General features: G+C 39.7%; 17 protein-coding genes. 14 read left to right on the top strand and 3 right to left on the bottom strand.

Features of this window, described 5'->3' with window-relative positions; genetic code table 11:
- The first annotated feature begins 28 nt into the window (after window positions 1-28).
- The 3 genes from safA to MKX72_RS23450 all read left to right on the top strand — a co-directional run bounded on the left by safA (window position 29) and on the right by MKX72_RS23450 (window position 3,018).
- Complete coding sequence (safA, locus tag MKX72_RS23460; protein ID WP_155007631.1) at window positions 29-1,309, top strand: SafA/ExsA family spore coat assembly protein; 1,281 nt, start codon at window positions 29-31, stop codon at window positions 1,307-1,309.
- Complete coding sequence (locus MKX72_RS23455; RefSeq protein WP_223546267.1) at window positions 1,299-2,264, top strand: phosphotransferase; 966 nt, start codon at window positions 1,299-1,301, stop codon at window positions 2,262-2,264. Before safA ends, MKX72_RS23455 begins: the two co-directional genes overlap by 11 nt.
- 94 nt (window positions 2,265-2,358) lie before the next feature.
- Window positions 2,359-3,018, top strand: coding sequence for a YhcN/YlaJ family sporulation lipoprotein (locus tag MKX72_RS23450; RefSeq protein ID WP_033579658.1), 660 nt, complete (start codon window positions 2,359-2,361; stop codon window positions 3,016-3,018).
- Window positions 3,019-3,121: 103 nt separating this feature from the next.
- On the opposite strand, the gene MKX72_RS23445 is transcribed toward MKX72_RS23450, so the two are convergent.
- A complete protein-coding gene (locus tag MKX72_RS23445) occupies window positions 3,122-4,201 on the bottom strand; it encodes a YsnF/AvaK domain-containing protein (RefSeq protein WP_028411701.1) in 1,080 nt (359 codons plus the stop codon).
- Between the two features lie 291 nt (window positions 4,202-4,492).
- Between MKX72_RS23445 and MKX72_RS23440 the strand changes: the two genes are divergently transcribed.
- From MKX72_RS23440 to yajC, 7 genes are all read left to right on the top strand, one after another.
- Window positions 4,493-5,029, top strand: a complete 537-nt coding sequence (locus MKX72_RS23440) for a BofC C-terminal domain-containing protein (protein ID WP_028411700.1) — start codon at window positions 4,493-4,495, stop codon at window positions 5,027-5,029.
- A 296-nt stretch (window positions 5,030-5,325) separates the two neighbouring features.
- Window positions 5,326-5,937: a Holliday junction branch migration protein RuvA gene (gene ruvA / locus MKX72_RS23435; protein ID WP_155007632.1), complete on the top strand. Its 612-nt coding sequence runs from the start codon at window positions 5,326-5,328 to the stop codon at window positions 5,935-5,937.
- Between the two features lie 16 nt (window positions 5,938-5,953).
- Window positions 5,954-6,955: a Holliday junction branch migration DNA helicase RuvB gene (ruvB, locus tag MKX72_RS23430; protein ID WP_028411698.1), complete on the top strand. Its 1,002-nt coding sequence runs from the start codon at window positions 5,954-5,956 to the stop codon at window positions 6,953-6,955.
- A complete protein-coding gene (locus MKX72_RS23425) occupies window positions 6,952-7,152 on the top strand; it encodes a DUF2905 domain-containing protein (protein ID WP_028411697.1) in 201 nt (66 codons plus the stop codon). The genes ruvB and MKX72_RS23425 overlap by 4 nt, the downstream gene beginning before the upstream one ends.
- A 23-nt stretch (window positions 7,153-7,175) precedes the next feature.
- Window positions 7,176-8,204, top strand: a complete 1,029-nt coding sequence (gene queA / locus MKX72_RS23420; protein WP_028411696.1) for a tRNA preQ1(34) S-adenosylmethionine ribosyltransferase-isomerase QueA — start codon at window positions 7,176-7,178, stop codon at window positions 8,202-8,204.
- 23 nt (window positions 8,205-8,227) lie between these two features.
- Window positions 8,228-9,367 carry a tRNA guanosine(34) transglycosylase Tgt gene (gene tgt / locus MKX72_RS23415; RefSeq protein ID WP_013059317.1) on the top strand — a complete coding sequence of 380 codons (1,140 nt, stop codon included), beginning with the start codon at window positions 8,228-8,230 and terminating at the stop codon, window positions 9,365-9,367.
- Between the two features lie 72 nt (window positions 9,368-9,439).
- On the top strand, window positions 9,440-9,703 hold the full coding sequence (gene yajC, locus MKX72_RS23410; protein ID WP_028411695.1) for a preprotein translocase subunit YajC: 264 nt from the start codon (window positions 9,440-9,442) through the stop codon (window positions 9,701-9,703).
- A gap of 35 nt (window positions 9,704-9,738) precedes the next feature.
- On the opposite strand, the gene MKX72_RS23405 is transcribed toward yajC, so the two are convergent.
- Entirely contained in the window at window positions 9,739-10,122 is a 384-nt protein-coding gene (locus tag MKX72_RS23405; protein ID WP_014458132.1) for a TIGR04086 family membrane protein, read from the bottom strand.
- A gap of 146 nt (window positions 10,123-10,268) precedes the next feature.
- Between MKX72_RS23405 and MKX72_RS23400 the strand changes: the two genes are divergently transcribed.
- Complete coding sequence (locus tag MKX72_RS23400; protein ID WP_028411694.1) at window positions 10,269-10,922, top strand: DUF421 domain-containing protein; 654 nt, start codon at window positions 10,269-10,271, stop codon at window positions 10,920-10,922.
- 20 nt (window positions 10,923-10,942) lie between these two features.
- Here the strand turns inward: MKX72_RS23400 and spoVB are convergent, their stop codons facing one another.
- Window positions 10,943-12,553 (bottom strand): stage V sporulation protein B, encoded by a 1,611-nt coding sequence (spoVB, locus tag MKX72_RS23395; RefSeq protein WP_028411693.1) that lies wholly within the window; start codon window positions 12,551-12,553, stop codon window positions 10,943-10,945.
- Between the two features lie 64 nt (window positions 12,554-12,617).
- Between spoVB and MKX72_RS23390 the strand changes: the two genes are divergently transcribed.
- From MKX72_RS23390 to recJ, 3 genes are all read left to right on the top strand, one after another.
- Complete coding sequence (locus MKX72_RS23390) at window positions 12,618-12,911, top strand: post-transcriptional regulator (protein WP_028411692.1); 294 nt, start codon at window positions 12,618-12,620, stop codon at window positions 12,909-12,911.
- A 137-nt stretch (window positions 12,912-13,048) separates the two neighbouring features.
- Window positions 13,049-15,286 carry a protein translocase subunit SecDF gene (gene secDF, locus MKX72_RS23385; protein ID WP_033579659.1) on the top strand — a complete coding sequence of 746 codons (2,238 nt, stop codon included), beginning with the start codon at window positions 13,049-13,051 and terminating at the stop codon, window positions 15,284-15,286.
- 141 nt (window positions 15,287-15,427) lie between these two features.
- Window positions 15,428-17,770: a single-stranded-DNA-specific exonuclease RecJ gene (gene recJ / locus MKX72_RS23380; RefSeq protein ID WP_047749811.1), complete on the top strand. Its 2,343-nt coding sequence runs from the start codon at window positions 15,428-15,430 to the stop codon at window positions 17,768-17,770.

The following is a 17,770-nucleotide window of genomic DNA, read 5'->3' as shown; positions in this document are numbered from 1 at the left end:
GATGGCAGAGACTCTACTCGGGAGGGGAATGACGTTGAAAATCCATATCGTTCAAAAAGGGGATACCCTTTGGAAAATCGCTGAAAAGTATGGGGTTAATTTTGAAGAGTTAAAAAAAGCGAATTCTCAATTAAGCAATCCAGACATGATCATGCCTGGAATGAAAATTAAAGTGCCGACAAGCGGAGTGCCTGTTCAAAAAGAAGGAGCTCCTTCACCTGGTATAAAAGAAATGCCTAAAGTTCAACACCCTTATAGTGACCAATCCACTAAAGCTTATCCAGTAACGGAAATTGATGAAAGTTCAGATGACAATAAATCAGCTAATCAGCCTGCTCAGACGCCCTTTATGCAGCCGATAAAAGAAGCACCAATTGCGCAGCCAAAGAAAGAAGCACCGATTGCTCAACCGAAAAAGGAAACGCCCATTGCGCAGCCAAAGAAAGAAGCGCCGGTCGCCCAGCCTAAAAAAGAGGCACCAATTGCGCAGCCTAAAAAAGAAATGCCAGTTGCACCAAAGCTTCCTAAATTAAAGCCGATTGCACCTGAGATTGATATTAACAACTATTACACGGTTAATATGGCGATGCAGGCTCCAAAAAAAGAAGCGCCAAAAGAACTGCCAAAGCATGAATCGCCAGAAAGTCCTGAAATGGAGAGTATCGAAATGCCTCCTCAAATGCCATGTTATCCAATCACGCCGATATCGCCTGTGATGCCAGGCTACGGATTTAATTATATGCCGTGTCATCCGCCAATGTATGCACCACAGCCGTATCCAATGCCAATGTATCAACAGGCTCCAATGTATCATCACGGTTATGAAAACGAATCGTTTGAAGAACATGCAATGGGTGCTCATATGGCACCGATGCCAATGTATCCAATGATGCCACACAGCTGCTATGGACCGGTACAATGCTCTCCTTGTCCGCCTCCATGGGGATATCAGCAGCCCGTTTATCCGGCCTATCATCAAGCACCAATGTATCCACAAGTGCAGGGAGCCATGACAGGTGGACATTATGAAAGTTCTTCGGAAGGTTTTGGAAACGTGCCTTACCATTATGGGCAGCACTATGCCCCACAGCAGCAAGGAGACTGCGGCTGCGGTGAACCAAGACCTGACGACTATGCCACACAGCAGCCTTATCCACAGTATCAGCAGCCGGTACCTTACGGCTTTCAGGATCCAAGGGCACTCTATCCAGCCCCATATGGCATGATTGGTGTACCTCCGTATCCTGCGTTTGACCCAAATGCATTTAGTATTCCAGAATATGATGAGTACGACGAAGATGAAGATTGATTATTATAGACGAGACGATTTTAATTTAAATCGTCTCTTTCTCTATTTGAAAAAAAGAGATATTCACGTTGAGACCTACCGTATGAAAAAGCCTCACGTCATCATCGCGGATACGAATAAAGGAAGAAAAGTAATAAAAGCATACAGAGACAAAGGTAAAATTGAACATGTTTATCACGTTTTATCTCAAATTAAGCAGGGGTATGCGGTTAATTTCGAAACTTACCCAGAAGGTGAACTTTATATAAAGGACCGTCATTTGTATTGGGCGATGATGCCCTTTGTTAAGCAAGTAAAAGAGATAACGTACGAAAGTTTTCAGGATCGGGAAGAGGTATTACAAACATTGATCCGCTATCATGGAGAAGTTCGTAAAAAGAAAATAGCTGCGTATACAAAGCTTCCTGAATATGATCTTATTTTAAAATGGAAAAAGCGGCTTTCCTCTTTTCGAGAAACGTCGTATATATTTAAAGAGTGTAATCAATTTCATGTATATAAAGATATTGTGACTTGGGGGGAAAAAGCTTTAGTTTTAATGGAGCGTTTCAGAGATAGTCAGTTGAACCACTCCATTATTCATGGTGACGTTGCTTCACATAATTTCTTGAAAACAAACCACTTGGGTATTGTTATGATTGATTTTGACTTAGCGGCTAAAGCTCCTGCTCTTTATGACTATGTTCAGCTGGCCCAGCGCTTTTTGCCTTACGTCCAGTGGTCGATGAAAGAACTACTTCAACACTCGAAAATAAAAGAATTAAGCAAGCAGCGTTTTTTTCTTGCTTCTTTGCTATTTCCATCGATGCTGATGAGAAACTGGAATATAAACCCCTCTGCTTTATCATGGGCAAACCGTCAAAGGTTAATGCAGCAATCAGTTGAAGAATGGTCACAGCGTACACGGTTTTATCGAGTGATTTACCAGCACTTACAAAACCTACATGACATGTAAAGAGTTTATAAACACTTCATCGAATAAGAAACGGCTTGTCTTTTAATCCTAATAGTAAGCTCAGAGTAAATAGAGCTTAAATTAGGGGGCGATTATGTTGAATAGGTATGTAGCAACTTCTTTAGCTTTTGCATGTATGATGGGACTTGGCGCTTGCAATAACAAAGACCAAGGTATGGAACAACGCTATACAGATACGACACAGCCTGTTGGGTATCATACAAATGAAAAAGCGAATGAACATCGCGTAGATAATCCGAAAGGTCCAATGACTGAAGTTTTAGATGGGAATGGAACACCTAATTATCCGTTAAACGTAAGTGATGGACGTTTTGACAATCCGACAAACCCTTATGGAAACATCAATAATACAAATGATCGTACAAATGGCGTGGCTAATATGTATTACGGTGAAGATTATCCAAGAGACTTTACGGAAAAAGTGGCTGATCGAGCTGCAAGCGTTAAAGGTGTAGAAAATAGTCGCGCCGTTGTCCGTGGAGATCAGCTATTAGTTGCTGTGGATCCTGCCAAAGACATAAATAACGGCCGTTTAAGACAAAATGTGCTCGATAAAGTAAAGCCTATTGCGAAGGACTACAATGTTCAAGTAAAAGTAGATCACGATGTATTTATGAATGCTCGTTCTCTTGATGACGATATTCGAAATGGAAAAGACCGAAATACGATTCAAACTAATTTCAATGGTCTATTTGAATCAGTCGATGAGAATGTCAATCATAAACATCGTTAAATGAAGAAGCAGCTGTCTGTGAAGGGCGGCTGTTTTTTTGATGAGAATACATATAAAAAAGCTGCCATTGAAGCCAGGCAGCTATTCCTCGAACATGTAACTATTAATTTTTCTTGTTAGAAGCAGATTTGTTTGTTGTTTTAGATTCCGCTTCTTCATTTTGAGCGTTAGTTTCGTTTTGTTTGAGGCGACCTTCTCTTTTTTTCGTATCTGCTGGTGCCGTAGCGACACTCTTTGTATTTTTAACATTTTTTGCAGAAGAGCTTGTCTTATTAGCTTGTGTGTTTGGCTTCTCGTTGTTAGTTGTCTGACTATTTTCGTATTCAGCTTCCACGTCGCTTGCTAGAGCTGCAGAAACTTGAGCGTAAGTATGGTCTGTATAGTTCATCATATTTTCGTATACTTCAGGGCTCGCGAGTCCATCAGGTTCTACGCTTGCTTCTTCTTTCTTAATCGTTTCAGTCCATTCTTTTGTTTCTTGAATAAGTTTTTTTCCTATAATTACTTCTTCAACAATAACTGGTCTTTTGGTTATTTCTACTCGTTCTTCCATGATTGGAACACGAATAATTTCATCTTCTGTAAGTGGGCCAGCGTTATAGTCTCCGTCAATTACAGGGCGGCGTTCAATATAAAACTCTTCTCTTGTAACAGGAACGTGTACAGTTCTTTCTTCCTCTATTACTTTTTTGTGGAGTTTTACTTCACCTACTTGAACGCGTTCTTTTAAGACATCTAATTTTTCTTCACGCAGTTGGACAGCTCTATGCTCGTTGTGTTCCGTATAGGTTCCGTACGCTGGAGTTTGTTCAGAGCTTACGGCATCTATCAAAATTAGAATTTTACCAGCAGCTACATCTGTCTCGCACTGCACGGCTGAGATGTCTGGGATGCCCATGCGGATTAATTTTGATTTCAAGCCGCTTCCTTGTTTGAGCCCCATGCCGCCTGTCATCATGGTAAAAAAGTTATCCATCATGACGCCAGCTAATGAACTTACGGCAGGCGAACCAGCTTCAATAATTACATTTGTATCATGACCTATTTGAAATGTATTGCTTTTACTATTAGAAATGACCATGATGTCTGTTTCTCGATAACCTTGACGTTTTAAATTATGGATAACATCTAAAGCTTCTTTTTCTGAAAAAAAAGTTCCGACTACACGTTTATTCATTCTCATTACTTCAGCTCCCTTTTTTATGAAAATAGATAATAGAAGTCCTTACAATTACTTCCACTATGTACATACCCTGCGAAAATTTAATTAAAACGTTTAAGAGAAAATTTTACAAATAGTGTGCAAATGTAACAAATACTCCATGTTTTCTTAACATAATATCGTGAAAAGGATTCGCTTCATAAAATAAGAGGATAAAAGAAAATAAGTAGGTCAAACTATTAGTGTAGATTTTCACAAAACCTTTTTAGATAATACTAAAAAGAGTATGATTAACGTGTGAGGTGAAGGTGAGTGAAGAAAGTCATTCATCAAGCAGCTTTTTTAATGCTAGTAAGTATTGTGCTTTGTATAATGCCATACCGTGCAGATGCGAATGAAAAGGAGCCGATGACATTATTTCTTGAGCGCGTGTATGTGGATGGAGTCGTAAGTCAAGAGATGATCAAAAGCCCTTCTATGACAAAAAAACAATTAATGAAAAAATATAAAAATTGGCGACTGCTTAAAGAAACCGATCGAGAGCTAGTTTTTAGAACAAGCATAGACGATATTTCACCTATTTTAAAAGACAACGGCTACGTAGGGCTTTCTGTTAACGGTATTCTCTCAGCATTTGAAGGCAAGCCAGCTTCGTCGCAGCACATTATACAGTCGTTTTTTCAAATTGACATCAAAAGGCTTGAAAGCTATCAGCATGAACAATTAAAGAAAGGTATTCGCGTTCAATCAAAAGATGAATATCTTTCCCTCATTAATTTCTATAAAATCTATCAGCTCCAGCAGCGGCCGCTTTCGATCAAGCAGCCGTTTTTTAGTATGGTAAAATAATTATTGAATTCAACATTCTAAATTGCTTCTATTTGCTTTTGGCGATATGTTAAAATGGTATTCAGCAGTCTAGTATTGTATATAACTTAAAAGGTCATTCATCAATAAAAGTGGGCGGTTCTATTTTTTACAGCTATTGTAAAAGTGGGTTGAGAAAGATGAAAAGAGGCGAACGTTCTCTTGAACGTCTTTTTAAAAGGAACTGTAAAGGAAAATAGAGAACGATGCGGGCAGGACTCTTCATAGGTAAGATGGAAGGTCACTGCCCGCGCGTACGTGAGTAAGGAGAGAGCTTATTGTTTGATTATATCAAAGGCACGGTTACATATATAAATCCTGAGTATATAGTAATTGAAAACAACGGAATAGGCTATCAGGTCTTTACGCCGAATCCATACGTGTTTTCAATTGATGAACAACCAAAAACGGTTTACACCTATCAATATGTAAGAGAAGACGTAATTGCACTTTACGGGTTTGCTTCGCGAGAACAAAAGGATTTATTTATGAAGTTAATTAGCGTGTCAGGAATCGGCCCAAAAGGCGGTTTAGCTATTTTAGCGTCAGGTAATCCAGCGCAGGTTGTCCAAGCTGTGGAGGAGGAAGACGAGAAGTTTTTAGTTAAGTTTCCAGGAGTAGGTAAAAAAACAGCTCGACAGATGATTCTAGATTTAAAAGGAAAGCTGCATGATATTGTACCAGATGCCGTTCCTTCTTTATTTGCAGATTTGGACGCACAACAAGTCAAATCTCAAAGTTCAGAAGCACTCGATGAAGCGATTGAAGCACTTAAAGTATTAGGTTACGCAGAAAGAGAAATCAAAAAAATTGTTCCAGCTTTAATGAAGGAAACGATGACAACAGATCAGTATATTAAAGAAGCGCTAAAACGATTATTGAAACAATAAGTAAGGGAGGAGTAAAATGGACGATCGTATTGTAACGGGAGATGTTCTTGGTGAAGAAGAAATCATCGAGCAAAGTTTGCGGCCGCAAACCTTACAGCAGTATATTGGTCAGCATAAAGTAAAATCCCATCTTGACATTTTTATTAAAGCTGCCAAAATGCGAAGCGAAACGTTAGATCACGTGCTCTTATATGGTCCTCCAGGATTAGGTAAAACAACCCTTGCCACTATTATCGCTAATGAAATGGGCGTGCAAATCCGAACGACCTCAGGGCCAGCCATTGAGCGTCCAGGCGACTTAGCAGCGGTTTTAACCAGCTTAGAGCCTGGAGATGTGCTTTTTATTGATGAAATTCATCGATTAAATCGTTCTGTTGAAGAAGTACTGTACCCAGCAATGGAAGACTTCTGTTTGGACATTGTGATTGGAAAAGGGCCGAGTGCACGTTCTGTCCGTCTTGATTTGCCTCCGTTTACGCTAGTAGGTGCAACAACAAGAGCAGGGCTTTTATCTTCTCCTTTACGTGATCGCTTCGGCGTTTTAAGCCGTTTGGAATACTATCAAGAAGAAGATCTTGCTTCGATAGTAGAAAGAACAGCAGCTATTTTAGATGTAGAGATTGATCAGAAAGCGACGTTTGAGATGGCTAGGCGTGCTAGGGGAACTCCACGTATTGCGAATCGCTTGCTTCGAAGAGTCAGAGATTTTGCCCAGGTAAAAGGAGACGGAGCTATAACTGAAACCCTTGCTACTGAAGCATTAGAAATGTTACAGGTGGACCGTTTAGGTCTTGATCATATTGACCATAAATTATTAAGAGGGATTATTGAAAAATTTAGAGGCGGGCCTGTAGGCTTAGATACAATATCAGCTACTATTGGTGAAGAATCTCACACGATTGAAGATGTATACGAGCCTTATTTACTACAAATTGGCTTTTTGCAGCGAACGCCTCGAGGACGAATTGTGACTCCTTTGGTTTATGATCATTTTCAGCTGGAGGTGCCTGATCAGTGAATGATATGCCTAAGATGCTGATCACATTAGGAGGCATTTTAGTAGTCATTGGGCTGTTATGGCAGTTCGTTGGCAAGCTTCCTGGCGATATTTTTATTAAAAAAGGAAATACAACCTTTTATTTCCCGATTGTGACATGTATCCTAGTAAGCGTTGTGTTATCACTTATTTTTTATGTAATTGGCAGGTTTAAATAATTAAGTAGAAACAGGTGAACATTTTGAAAGTAGATTTATTTGATTTTCATTTACCAGAAGAATTGATTGCACAAACACCACTTGAGCAGCGAGATGCATCAAGACTCATGGTATTAAACAAAGAAACAGGAAATGTGAAACATCATATGTTTCATGACCTTCTTGATTATGTGCAAGAAGGAGATTGTTTAGTCTTAAACGATACGCGTGTTCTTCCTGCACGTTTATTTGGCACAAAAGAAGATACAGGTGCTAATATTGAAGTATTGCTTTTAAAGCAAACACAAGGCGATACGTGGGAGACGCTTGTAAAACCGGCTAAGAGAGTAAAAGAAGGAACGGTTATTTCGTTTGGTGACGGACGTCTGACTGCTGTATGCAAAGAAACGAGCGATCAAGGCGGACGTTTGCTAGAATTCAACTATGAAGGCATCTTTTATGAGGTGCTTGAACAGTTAGGAGAAATGCCGCTGCCCCCTTATATTAAAGAACGTTTGGATGATCAAGAGCGCTATCAAACGGTTTTTGCCCGTGAGCAAGGTTCTGCAGCAGCGCCAACAGCAGGTCTTCACTTTACAGAAGAGATGCTTGAACAGTTAAAAACAAAAGGTGTGCATATTGCATTTTTAACGCTTCATGTCGGATTAGGTACGTTCCGTCCAGTCAGCGTTGACGACTTAGAAGAGCACGATATGCACGCAGAGTTTTATCAAGTGAGTGAAGGAACCGCGGCTTTACTAAACAGCGTACGCGAAAAAGGCGGACGCATTATTTCAGTAGGTACAACTTCTACCCGTACTCTTGAAACAATTGCAACTGAGCATAACGGAAAATTTGTTGCTTCTTCAGGCTGGACCAATATTTTTATTTTCCCAGGGTATGAATTTAAAGCAATTGATGGAATGATTACAAACTTCCATCTTCCAAAATCTACGCTCATTATGCTTGTAAGTGCCTTAGCAGGAAGAGAAAACGTCATTTCTGCCTATGAACAAGCTGTAGCAGAGAAGTATCGCTTTTTCAGCTTCGGCGACGCGATGCTAATCGTGTAATTTAACATGAAAGGAATACATCAATGACAGCAATTCGTTACGAACATATAAAAACTTGTAAACAAACAGGAGCGCGTTTAGGTATTGTCCACACGCCTCATGGTTCATTTGAAACGCCTATTTTTATGCCAGTAGGCACATTAGCTACAGTAAAAACAATGTCTCCGGAAGATTTAAAAGCAATGGGGGCAGGCATTATTTTAAGTAATACGTACCATTTATGGCTTCGTCCAGGTCATGAAATTGTTAAAAAAGCAGGTGGTCTGCATAAATTTATGAACTGGGATCGTCCTATCTTAACAGATTCAGGCGGCTTCCAAGTTTTTAGTTTAAGCGATTTGCGCCGTATTGAAGAAGAAGGCGTTCATTTCCGCAACCATTTGAATGGAGACAAGCTTTTCCTATCTCCAGAAAAAGCGATGGACATTCAAAATGCGCTTGGGTCTGATATTATGATGGCATTTGATGAATGCCCTCCTTATCCAGCAGAGTATGACTACTTAAAACGTTCAGTAGAGCGTACTAGCCGATGGGCAGAGCGATGCCTTGAGGCTCACAGCCGCCCTCAAGACCAAGGTCTTTTTGGAATTGTTCAAGGCGGAGAGTTTGAAGATTTACGCCGTCAAAGTGCAGCTGATTTAGTATCAATGGACTTCCCAGGTTATGCTGTGGGAGGCCTGTCAGTTGGAGAACCAAAAGATGTGATGAATCGTGTGCTTGAGTTTACGACGCCATACTTGCCAACTGACAAACCTCGTTATTTAATGGGAGTAGGATCACCTGACTCGTTAATTGATGGAGCAATTCGCGGGATTGACATGTTTGACTGCGTATTACCAACGCGTATTGCACGTAACGGAACGCTTATGACAAGTGAAGGTCGTCTTGTTGTTAAAAATGCCAAATATGCAGAAGACTTCGGTCCGATTGATCCAAACTGTGACTGCTACACATGTCAAAATTATTCAAGAGCGTATATTCGCCACTTAATTCGCTGTAATGAAACGTTTGGAATTCGTTTAACATCTTACCATAACTTATATTTTCTGCTAAACTTAATGGAGCAAGTCCGTGAAGCCATTCGCGAAGACCGACTTGGCGATTTCCGCGATGAGTTCTTTGAAAAATATGGGTTTAACGGCCCAGACGCAAAGAATTTCTAGGTCACTACAGGAATTTTCATCAAATTTATGAATGAGTACCTGTTGATAATATAAATAAAAGGAGGAGTTTTCATGGGTGTTTTACAAAATATTTGGCCATTACTTTTAATGTTTGTCATTTTCTATTTCTTGTTAATCCGTCCACAGCAAAAACGTCAAAAAAACGTACAGCAAATGCAATCAGCACTTAAAAAAGGTGATAAGATTGTTACAATTGGCGGTATGCACGGTTTGGTAGAAGCAATCGATGAGTCACAAGTTGTGGTTCGCAGCACTGACGGTTCAAAATTAACATTTGACCGCAATGCTATTCGTGAAGTAAGAAGCGTAGATTAATAAAAAAACGTCACGTACATGTACGTGACGTTTTTTTATGCTTCTCGTGAACCGGCAATGTTTACGCCAACAATTCCCCCGAGAATAGCGACTCCAATAAACCCAGCGTGAAATAAAAGCTGCTGTGCAGAAAACAGGTGACTATAGCCGAGGAATTGCAGCAAAAACATTAAAAAAGAATAAGAAATACCAGTGGCTCCTCCAACAAGCAGTCCCTTTGAACCGTTTCGTCCTCCCGCTATAAATCCTCCGATAAACAGTGTAATAAATGAGAGAATAAGTAAAAATAAACGTACGGACTGTTCTTCAAGCGATGTGAATTTTAAAATAAGCGAAAAGATAATGCTAATCGCTAAAGCCATCACTAAGATTGTTGCTACCCCTGCAAATACAGCGTTGCTCATTCGTTTTGCACCCAACTTGTTTCCCCCTCATGAAATAAAAAGATAGGTGAACCCTTAGTACGAGCATATTCGGGATGACTTCAAAATAGACGCATAAAAGTAAGGCTATTTTAAAATAAATGGTACAAACTACAAGGGAATACATAAAGGAGGTCTTTGCAGTGGAACTATTAATCATGGTTGCGCGAACCGTGCTTTTGTATGTAGTAGTTTTAATTATTTTTCGCGTTATGGGCAAAAGGGAAATAGGAGAGCTGAGCATTTTGGATTTAGTTGTCTTTATTATGATTGCTGAAATGGCAGTAATGGCTATTGAAAACCCAAAAGATCCTTTGCTGTATTCAATTCTTCCGATGTTAACGCTTCTTATTATTCAAATTGGTTTAGCTATATGGTCTCTTAAAAGCAACCGAATGCGAAATTTTATTGATGGTAAACCTAGTATTATCATTGAAAATGGAAAAATAAATGAACATGAAATGAAAAGGCAGCGATATAACTTCAATGATTTGCTTGTGCAGCTGCGAGATAAAAATATAAAAAATGTAGCTGATGTTGAATTTGCTATTTTAGAATCTTCAGGAAGGCTATCCGTGTTTGAAAAAGATCAGCAATCAGGTAAAAAAGGCAATTTGAATTTGCCTTTTATCATTGACGGCGTTATTCAAGAAGAGCATCTGTTGCATGAACATAAAACAACGGAATGGTTAAGGCAGGAGTTAGAGAAACTGGGGCATTCAAACTTAGACAAGATTTCATATTGCAGCTACGACAACGGAAAATTTTTTATAGACTTAATAGATGTGAAACAATAAAACGCGGAGTGCTCCGCGTTTTATTTTCGTTTAAAATAACGTAAAACAGAAAAGCGATTTAATTCTTCTTTTGTTATCAGTCTAAAAAGCAGCAAAAACAGTACATATACAAAGCTTGTCAGTGCAATTGATAAAATGGTTCGTAAGCTTAACGGGATGGAAGTGAAAAGGTTCATATAAGCAAAGTGTCCAATAAAGCCTGATATGCCCATTACAGCAAAGCTGCGAAGATACTCAAACACATGAAGCTTATACGTGATTTTTTTCATGACCGTAGACAGATGTAAAAGAGTGACAAGCATCATTCCCACAACAATTGCAAGGCCAGCTCCCATAATGCCTAGATTGGGCTGAGTTGCGAGTAAGAAGATAAGAGACGTTTTGACCGCTGCTCCTATAAAACTGTTAATCATGGCGGCTTTTGCAAGGTCTAGCGCCTGCAGAACAGCTTGAAGCGGCCCTTGAAAGTAATAAAAGATAAAAAAAGGCGCCATGACTTTGACAAAAATAGCAGCTTTGTCAGAACCATACATCAATTCCATTACCGGATTAGCAAATACATAAAGAACAACAACGGCCAGTCCGCCTGTTACAAACGACAAGCGGAGAGCTTGATGAAGCCGATATTCGATTTGTTTCATTTGATTCTGTGCAAGAGATTCACTGATTGCGGGAACCAAAGAAGTGGATAGAGACACCGTTACAAAAGAAGGCAGCATCAGGAGAGGGAGTGCAAAGCCTGTTAATTCTCCGTACTGCTTCGTTGCTACCGCTGTCGCTACTCCTGCAATTGCTAAACTTTGAGCTACTACAATCGGTTCTAAAAACCAAGAAATTGACCCAATCATGCGGCTTCCTGTCGTGGGAAGAGCGATTCGCATTAAGTCAAGGAACGTATCTTTTCCCGCATGTAAAGAAGCAAAAAATTTTCGTCTTACCGTTATTTTCTTCTTTCGCTTGAACATAAACACCATGTAAAACAGGGAAGCGAGCTCTCCAAATACCGAAGAGAGCATAGCGCCAGCCGCGGCGTACTCAATTCCATAAGGTAAAAATGCTTTTGTACAGACAGCAATTAACGTAATTCGCACCACTTGTTCAATAATTTGAGAATAAGCAGCGGGCTTCATTTGCTGCTTTCCTTGAAAATATCCGCGAATGACAGACGACACGGCGATGATCGGAATAACAGGAATAATCGCAAGCAGCGGATAGATCGTACGTGAATCTGTAAAGAAGGTTTTTGCTACAACGGGAGCGAATAATATTAGTCCGAGCGTAAATAAAACGCTCAGCGTACACGTAATACTTAAAGAGACGACAAGTATTTTTTTTATTTTATGCCTGTCACCTAAAGCTTCTGCTTCTGCCACTAACTTTGAAATGGCAACCGGTAGCCCAAGCTGTGTTAAGGTGATTACTAATACCAGCGTGGGGACCGCCATCATATAAAGTCCCACACCTTCGTCTCCAATCATTCGAGCCACCACAATTCGATTGACAAACCCGAGTACACGTGTAATTAAGCCAGCAATTATTAAAATAATAGTTCCCTGTAAAAATTTAGACATATACTCACTGCTTTCTTGAGGTTTATACAGTGAATATATGCGCCGTCGGTGTCCAAGCATGACAAGTATTCCTCATACGAGAAAGAAATTTTACGCAAAATGTCAAACGGAAAGGAGGATCAATATGACACATCCATTTATTTCAGCTTCGAAAGAACTTATACAGCCTGTCGTATCCAGCAAAATGGAAGAATTTCATATGCTCGGATATGAAGAAGTAACGGAGAACGATTTATTGAGTTATTTGGAAATGAAAAAATGGAAAAAAGAAAAGGAGCTATCTCTCCATCAAGTTGTAAATGATATTTTATCTGTTAAGATCACGCAGGTGATGAGCTATGTAACCATTGAATCTTATAAATCTGATATGTTCTCAAGTGTTAATAATGGAGAAGACTGGAAAGAATTATTAAAGTAGAGTTTGTAAAATACATGTATTAAAATTTGATAAGGTCTTTATTTGACAGACATTAGGTTATGAATGATAATTAGATTGGTCATTTATCTATTGTTATCATTTCATGTTTTTTACATAAGAAGGAGGATTTTCTGTCGATGGTTAAAAGAGGACGTATCGTTGCCTTTTTCCTCTTAGTACTGCTTGTGTTTAGTACAATCGGAACAACGATGACTGGAATTACAAAAGATATTAAACTTGGCCTCGACCTTCAAGGTGGATTTGAAATTTTATATAAAGTCAGTCCAGCTAAAAAAGGCGATGTCATTGACAAAAAGGCACTTAACAGCACGGTTGAAGCGCTGCGTCAACGTGTCGATGTACTGGGAGTTAGTGAGCCCAGCATTCAAATTGAAGGAAACGACCGCATCCGTGTTCAGCTAGCTGGTGTCACGAATCAAAAGCAAGCTAGGGATCTGTTATCAACTCAAGCAAACTTAACGTTCCGTGACGTGAACGATAAGGTGCTGATGGATGGTACAGACTTAGCGCAAGGCGGGGCAAAGCAATCGTTTGACCAAAGCAATCAGCCTAGCGTCTCACTAAAGTTAAAAAATGCGAAAAAATTTGAAAAGATTACGCGAGAGCTTTCTCAAAAACCAGCACCTAACAATTTAATTGTCATTTGGCTGGATTATGAAGAAGGAAAAGACTCGTACCAAAAAGAATCAGCAAAACAAAATCCGAAGTACCTGTCTGCAGCTTCTGTTAGCAGCGTGTTAACACAGCCAGATGTTGAAATTTCAGGTGGAAACTTCACAGTGAAAAGTGCAACGCAGCTGGCGGAATTACTAAACGCCGGGTCGCTGCCAGTTAAATTAGATGAGCTATACTCTACATCCGTTGGAGCGCAGTTTGGAGAAGAAGCTCTTCATACGACTATACTAGCGGGTATTATCGGCATCGGAATTATTTTCCTTTACATGCTGTTTTTCTACCGTTTACCGGGGCTTATTGCCGTTATTACACTCAGTTTTTATATCTACTTAAACTTAGTTGTATTTGACTGGATGCACGTGGTTATGACGCTTCCAGGGATTGCGGCTCTTATTCTCGGCGTAGGTATGGCAGTAGATGCGAATATTATTACCTACGAGCGGATTAAAGATGAACTGAAAACAGGAAGGTCTGTTATATCGGCTTACCGGGCAGGAAATCGTCGCTCACTTGCGACCATTTTTGATGCCAATATTACAACAATGTTAGCGGCTCTTGTACTGTTCTTTTATGGTCAAAGTTCAGTAAAGGGATTTGCAACAACATTAATGATCGGGATTGTGCTAAGTTTTATTACGGCCGTATACGGTACGCGTTTATTAATGAGCCTTTTAGTAAACAGCCGCTGGTTTGATAAAAAACCAGGATACTTTGGCGTGAAGAAAGAGCAAATTCACGATTTAAGCAAAGATGACGGCACAACCGTTTTACCTACAGCGTGGGATAAAATTGACTTTGTTAAATACCGTAAAGCGTTCTTCACATTCTCAAGCGTGCTCGTGATTATCGGTATTATCTCGGTTGCTGTGTTTAGGCTGAACCTCGGTATTGACTTTACGAGCGGAACTCGTATAGAGATTCCAGCAAATCATACCGTTACGCAGGCTGAGATACAGCGTGAAATGAAGTCTCTTGATATCAAAACGGATGACATAGTTATTACAGGAAAAAGTAATGATACGGGTGTCGTACGTGTAGTTGGGGTCTTGAATAAAAAAGAAATTGCCAATTTAAAAGACCACTTTAAAGACAAATACGGTTCTGAACCAAACGTAAGCACCGTTTCGCCGACAGTTGGAAAAGAACTGGCGAAAAATGCAATGATGGCGATCGTGATTGCTTCAATTGGAATTATCATCTATGTAACGATTCGATTCGAGTTTTACATGGCGCTTGCAGCCGTGCTTGCTCTGTTGCATGATGCGTTCTTTATCGTTACGGTCTTTAGCTTAACAAAGTTAGAGGTAGATTTAACGTTTATCGCCGCTGTCTTGACGATTGTTGGTTACTCAATTAACGATACAATCGTTACGTTTGACCGCATTCGTGAAAACATGCAGAAATTCAAATCCAAAACGTTCGACGATTTGGCATTTATCGTAAATCTAAGTTTACGCGAAACGTTTACTCGTTCGATGAATACCGTGTTAACAGTTGTGATTGCAGTTGTAGCACTTCTTGTATTCGGAAGTGAGTCCATTCAAAACTTCTCAATTGCCCTGTTAGTAGGTTTAATTCTTGGTGCATATTCATCTGTGTTTATTGCTGCGCAGCTATGGCTTGTGTGGAAAGGTAAACAGTTGAAGCGTGAGGAACAAAAAGAAGTAGAAAGCAAGTAATTCAAAAACGTGCGAAGTGTTCGCACGTTTTTTTTGTACGTGAAAATTTAAGGCGCACTGTCAGAAAAATATGCTTATTTTCTTTCGTTGCTCCATTTCATCCACTCTAGTATAATAATGTGGGTTAAGGGGTGAAGAGACATGTTACAGTCAAAAAAACGTTGGAATGTTCAAGAATGTGATGAACAACTTGTTAATGAATTTGTAGAAAACCTCAATATTACACCTCTAGTAGCTTCGTTATTACTTAATAGAGGCATGACAACAGTAGAAGCGGCACGTGAGTTTTTACACGTTGATGCACAAACGTTCCACGATCCGTTTTTATTGCACGATATGGACAAAGCAGTAGCTCGTATTCAGCAAGCAATTGATCATAATGAAAAAATTATGATCTATGGAGATTACGATGCGGACGGCGTCAGCAGTACTTCAGTTATGTTATCTGCTTTACAGCAGCTCGGCGCTGATACTGATTTTTATATTCCTAATCGCTTTACAGAAGGTTATGGGCCGAATAAGGCAGCATTTGATAAAATAAACGCAGGCGGCTATCAGCTGGTGATTACGGTAGACACAGGTATTTCGGCAGTCGAAGAAACGGCGTATGCACGTGAATTAGATTTTGATTTAATTATTACTGATCACCACGAGCCGGGTCCGGTTTTACCCGATGCGTATGCAATTATTCATCCAAAGCTTCCGGGAAGTACATATCCATTTAAAGAACTGGCAGGTGTAGGAGTGGCTTTTAAACTCGCTCATGCGCTGTTAGGGGAGCTTCCGGAACATTTGTTAGAACTAGCAGTGATTGGGACGATTGCTGACTTAGTTCCTTTAGTCGACGAAAACCGCTTAATTGCTCGCAAAGGTCTTGACTATCTCAAGCTCACGAAGCGTACTGGAATTGAAGCGCTGCTGAGCGTATGTGGAGTAAAACGCGAAGAAATTACTGAAGATACAATTGGATTTGCCATGGCTCCTCGCATTAATGCAGTAGGACGTCTTCAAGATGCTGATCCAGCTGTTCATTTGCTTATGACAACAAATGCTGAAGAAGCAAAAGGTTTAGCTAAAGAAATTGATGCGTTAAACAAGGAAAGGCAGCAAATCGTAAATGATATTACGGAAGAAGCCGTTGAATTTGTTGAAAGTATGTATCCTCCGGATGAAAATAGCGTTCTTATTGTAGAGGGAGAAGGATGGAATGCAGGCGTTGTTGGAATTGTTGCTTCTAGGCTCGTAGAAAAGTTCTACAGACCAACAATTGTATTAAGTGTTGACTCTGAAAACCATATTGCTAAAGGTTCAGCAAGAAGTATCCAAGGCTTTGACTTATTCGCGAACTTATCTAAATGCCGTGACATTTTGCCGCATTTTGGAGGGCATCCAATGGCAGCTGGCATGACGTTAAACAGCGAGGATGTAGAAGAACTGCGCAGACGCCTTAATGAACAAGCAAGCAACGTGTTAACTCAACAGGACTTTATTCCAATTACATCAGTTGATACAGTATGCAAAACAGAGGAAATTACGCTGGAAAACATTGAACAAATGAGTGCGCTTGCTCCATTTGGTATGCATAATCCGAAGCCAAAAGTTCTCATTAAAGATGTTCATACAACATCTATGCGGAAAATTGGCGCGAATAAAAATCATTTAAAACTCGTATTTGAAGACAGCGGTGTATCGGTTGATGCAGTAGGATTTGGGTTAGGCTATATATTAGATGAAGTATCTCCTATAGCTAAGGTATCATTAGTAGGTGAACTATCTATTAATGAGTGGAACAATATGCGCAAACCGCAGCTGATGGTAGAAGATATCTCTGTAGATGAGTGGCAGATGTTTGATTATCGCAGCGCGGTTGATGTCAAACGTTTCTTTGAACAGGTATTCACAGATCAAATGAAAGTTGTTGCTTTTCACGATTCAACAATTGATAAATACAAGTCGATGCTGCCGATGGAACATGTTGTTCTTATTCAAAATGAAGAACAGGCAAAAGCATGCATGTTTGCAGGAGAACAGATCGTTTTATTAGATTTGCCTCCGTCACAGAAGTGGCTTGAAGCTTTGTTTGTCCAAGGTATTCCTTCTAGGATATACGCTATTTTCTTAACGGAAGAAGACCATTATTTTGATACAATCCCAACTCGCGATCACTTTAAATGGTTCTACGGCTTTTTAGCGAAAAAGGGTCCTTTTGATTTAAAACGCTACAAAGAAGATTTAGCAATTCATAAGGGCTGGTCGAAAGAAACGATTGATTTTATGGCAAAGGTGTTTTTTGAGTTAGAATTTGTTACAATAAACAATGGCTTAATTTCGTTAGTGAAAAATTCTACGAAACGTGATTTAATAGAATCTGCGACTTATCGCCAAAAGCAGCAGCAGATTGAAATAGAAAAAAACTTTATTTATACGTCATATGTACAGCTTAAAAATCAATTTCAAGATATTTTTAAGCGTTCGATTGAATGA

Source organism: Priestia sp. FSL R5-0597 (genome assembly GCF_038006305.1).
GTDB classification, from domain to species: domain Bacteria; phylum Bacillota; class Bacilli; order Bacillales; family Bacillaceae_H; genus Priestia; species Priestia zanthoxyli.
Note: the sequence above shows the minus strand (reverse complement) of the source record. Positions and strands in the feature narration are given on the sequence as shown.

Coding starts and splice junctions, on each gene's coding strand:
- safA (WP_155007631.1), top strand. CDS start 29: ATGACGTTGAAAATCCATATCGTTCAAAAAGGGGATACCCTTTGGAAA.
- MKX72_RS23455 (WP_223546267.1), top strand. CDS start 1,299: ATGAAGATTGATTATTATAGACGAGACGATTTTAATTTAAATCGTCTC.
- MKX72_RS23450 (WP_033579658.1), top strand. CDS start 2,359: ATGTTGAATAGGTATGTAGCAACTTCTTTAGCTTTTGCATGTATGATG.
- MKX72_RS23445 (WP_028411701.1), bottom strand. CDS start 4,201: ATGAGAATGAATAAACGTGTAGTCGGAACTTTTTTTTCAGAAAAAGAA.
- ruvB (WP_028411698.1), top strand. CDS start 5,954: ATGGACGATCGTATTGTAACGGGAGATGTTCTTGGTGAAGAAGAAATC.
- tgt (WP_013059317.1), top strand. CDS start 8,228: ATGACAGCAATTCGTTACGAACATATAAAAACTTGTAAACAAACAGGA.
- yajC (WP_028411695.1), top strand. CDS start 9,440: ATGGGTGTTTTACAAAATATTTGGCCATTACTTTTAATGTTTGTCATT.
- spoVB (WP_028411693.1), bottom strand. CDS start 12,553: ATGCTTGGACACCGACGGCGCATATATTCACTGTATAAACCTCAAGAA.
- MKX72_RS23390 (WP_028411692.1), top strand. CDS start 12,618: ATGACACATCCATTTATTTCAGCTTCGAAAGAACTTATACAGCCTGTC.
- secDF (WP_033579659.1), top strand. CDS start 13,049: ATGGTTAAAAGAGGACGTATCGTTGCCTTTTTCCTCTTAGTACTGCTT.
- recJ (WP_047749811.1), top strand. CDS start 15,428: ATGTTACAGTCAAAAAAACGTTGGAATGTTCAAGAATGTGATGAACAA.